Raw genomic sequence first — 2748 nt, 5'->3', positions numbered from 1 at the left:
GAAAAATTTAGCGCTCATGTGCGACCTCAACTTTATCAATAATGTGTACTCCGACCGCCGTTAATGGCGCACCAGACACGGTAATTTCTTCTGCAAAATAGGGGTAAACGGTTAACTCATCACCGCTAAAAGTCGCGGCAGAAAGATAAAACTCACCTTGCGAATCAAGATTGATGGATAACCCTAAGAGATGCCGACTAACAGGGCGTGCATCGGCAATCAAACGCTCTAATTCGTCATAGATTTCTTGGGTAATACCGTTTTCTTGCACGCCAACATCAAGACGAAATGTGCCCGGTGGATCGTCGGTTTGCCACCACTCCGTGACTTTGATGATGTAACCTAACGGCTCAACTACACGCTTAAGTGCGCCAATGGTGCCCTTGTGCCGGTGAATAAACATCGAATCCCGTACTACTTGGCGCTTAACAGGCTCCGACCAGTTTTCATCCCATCGATCAACCGACCAGGCCCACGCAAGATACGGCAGTAAATCAACGGGGCATGTGCTGGCATTCCATAATTGGCGCAATGGCACGGGCAAGGTTTGCAAGGATTGACAAGCAATAGCGGCCGCCTTTTCTAATGGGCTACTGCCTGACGGTAACAAGCTATTCATCCGAGCCACCAAGGGTCAAGGTACTTTGGATGCAATACGAGGCTTGCGTTTTATCCAGCACCACATCTTTTGCGGGCTGTTTTAATTCCACACGTTGCACACCTTCCACATGCAATGCGGCATAAATCGCTGACAGGCGAATATCACGCCCTAAGCGGTGTTGCTCTGTAATGTATTGCGTCAGACGTTGATTTGCTTCTTTGCGTATCGGCTCCGATTCGGGTCCCGGAAAGAGAAATAACGTCGCATCAATTTGATAAGGGATAATTTTTGCGGATTGTACTTTGATTCGGTCAGCAACCGGTCGCACATCTTCATCGTTTAACGCATGTTCAACAATGCGCAGTAACTCTTCCGATGCAGTACCGTCACCCTCACGAGATAACACGGAAATAGTGACGTTTGCCGGTGTTGGACTGATCGCGGACACATCAGACACCCGACCATCGGCACTACGGGCATGAAATTCATAACTGCCCACCGGCCCCGCAACACTTAACCCCTCAAAAGCGGCGGGAATGCGTAAACGCAAATCATCGTCAGACTCTAAAATCGCCGGTGTGGGCGGAATAGTCTGGTTATTGGCGGGACGTAACACTAAACGCGATAAATTATAATTCGCGGCTAACTGATCTAAATCTGCCCCTTTCGCATACGCCACCATAACTGCACGTGCCGACTCATTAATACGTTGGCGTAATAGCAATTCACGATAGACGTTTTCTTCTAACAGCTTCGTCAGTGGTTCAGACTCTAACGATAACGTGTTAGCCACCGCATCACGTAAATGCGTTGGCATCGAGGCAATCAATGCTGTTTTACGTTCACGTAATAATTGTTCTGCATCTAACGACTCAATCACATCGGGCGGTGTTAATTGACTTAAGTTAATCGTTGGCATTATGTCACCGGTAGAGAGAAATTAATCGGTTGTTGGTTATGGGCGTAATAGCCGGTGATATCGACAATCACCTGTTCCTGTTGGCTATGAATATCAATGGCAGTCATCACAATACGTGGCTCCCAACGATAAACCGCGGTGTAACACGCCGACATTAATTGCAGTCGCATCTTGGCGTTAACCGGGCCGTCAATTAAATCGGCAAGCAAACTGCCATATTCACGGCGCATCAATCGGCTACCAATGGGGGTGTTAAAAATATCTCTCACCGACTGGCGAACGTGCTCAATATCGGTAATACGTTCACCGGTTTGGCTGTTCATACCGAGATAGTTCATTGCGGCTGTCCTGTATTACCATCACCTGTACGCACACCACCGTGAGTATGGGCTGAAACCACCACGCCATTAGAGGACATTTGTCCGCCAACATGGGTAATATCGCCGGTCATTGTGCCGCCTTTTTGCACCGTCAGTGATCCCGTGGTTAAGTTGTTGGTACAAATAACGGTAGGGGTATCAAGGGTAATTTTGCTTGTTGCTACGCACGTAATCTCGGGTGATGTGACCGTGACCGACTCGCTGGCTTCAATCACGGCAGTTTTAATTCCTGTAACCGTTAGCGCCCCGGTTGCGGGTTCATATTCAATCACGGCACCGTCTTCATACTCATGACGATGGGCGGTTAATGAGTTTGACGGCTCTGAAAAATCATCACTAAATATTGCCGGTAATACAAACGAGGTGGTTAAGTCACCACCGATTGACAGCAATAACACTTGTTCGCCGATACTCGGCGCCCACCATGAACGCGATTTTCCGGCACGCGCAGTAAGCCACGGGCGCCAGTCGGTTTCATTGTCGCCCGTTTTAACTCGACACCCTTTTTCCGCACTGACATCAATCACAACGCCAGTACGGATCAAGTTTTGTATTTTTCGGATAAGCTCTGCGATATTCATACCCGCAATGTGCAACGGGAAATAAAAAAACGCACGAGGTTGGGATTGTTTCAAAGACAGGACAATTAACGGGAAAGGAATTCCAGTAATTGATTTTCAATATGTTTAATATCTGCCGGTGAAAAGCCTAATAGCTTTCTTTCAGGGTATTGAATTTCTAATGACTTGCCCCGCACTCGCTCTTTTAAACCGTAATGATGCACCGCAGCAATGCCCGCGACTTGAGGGTCAAAAGAGAGGGAGACACCTTTATCATTTGCTGTCATG

Annotated in this window: 5 protein-coding genes; all 5 read right to left on the bottom strand. The window is 47.8% G+C overall.

What is annotated here, in order from left to right:
* Positions 1 to 7: 7 nt before the first annotated feature.
* Positions 8 to 619, bottom strand: coding sequence for a phage tail protein I (locus JEP36_RS17555; protein WP_109397499.1), 612 nt, complete (start codon positions 617 to 619; stop codon positions 8 to 10).
* Positions 612 to 1520: a baseplate assembly protein gene (locus JEP36_RS17550; protein ID WP_198630556.1), complete on the bottom strand. Its 909-nt coding sequence runs from the start codon at positions 1518 to 1520 to the stop codon at positions 612 to 614. The genes JEP36_RS17555 and JEP36_RS17550 overlap by 8 nt, the downstream gene beginning before the upstream one ends.
* Positions 1520 to 1858 (bottom strand): GPW/gp25 family protein, encoded by a 339-nt coding sequence (locus tag JEP36_RS17545; protein ID WP_198619467.1) that lies wholly within the window; start codon positions 1856 to 1858, stop codon positions 1520 to 1522. Before JEP36_RS17545 ends, JEP36_RS17550 begins: the two co-directional genes overlap by 1 nt.
* On the bottom strand, positions 1855 to 2481 hold the full coding sequence (locus tag JEP36_RS17540) for a phage baseplate assembly protein V (RefSeq protein ID WP_198630557.1): 627 nt from the start codon (positions 2479 to 2481) through the stop codon (positions 1855 to 1857). Before JEP36_RS17540 ends, JEP36_RS17545 begins: the two co-directional genes overlap by 4 nt.
* 65 nt (positions 2482 to 2546) lie before the next feature.
* Positions 2547 to 2748, bottom strand: a 202-nt coding sequence (locus JEP36_RS17535; protein ID WP_198630555.1) for a phage virion morphogenesis protein, incomplete at its 5' end; no start/stop codon positions are given.

The sequence above is a fragment of the Proteus sp. PR00208 genome (assembly GCF_016238545.1).
Classification (GTDB): domain Bacteria; phylum Pseudomonadota; class Gammaproteobacteria; order Enterobacterales; family Enterobacteriaceae; genus Proteus.
The sequence above is the reverse complement of the archived record's forward strand: the minus strand, read 5'-3'. Positions and strand labels throughout refer to the sequence as shown.

Bases quoted from the DNA above. Each gene is read 5' to 3' on its own strand.
- JEP36_RS17550 (WP_198630556.1), bottom strand. From the start codon at position 1,520: ATGCCAACGATTAACTTAAGTCAATTAACACCGCCCGATGTGATTGAG.
- JEP36_RS17545 (WP_198619467.1), bottom strand. From the start codon at position 1,858: ATGAACTATCTCGGTATGAACAGCCAAACCGGTGAACGTATTACCGAT.
- JEP36_RS17555 (WP_109397499.1), bottom strand. From the start codon at position 619: ATGAATAGCTTGTTACCGTCAGGCAGTAGCCCATTAGAAAAGGCGGCC.
- JEP36_RS17540 (WP_198630557.1), bottom strand. From the start codon at position 2,481: ATGAATATCGCAGAGCTTATCCGAAAAATACAAAACTTGATCCGTACT.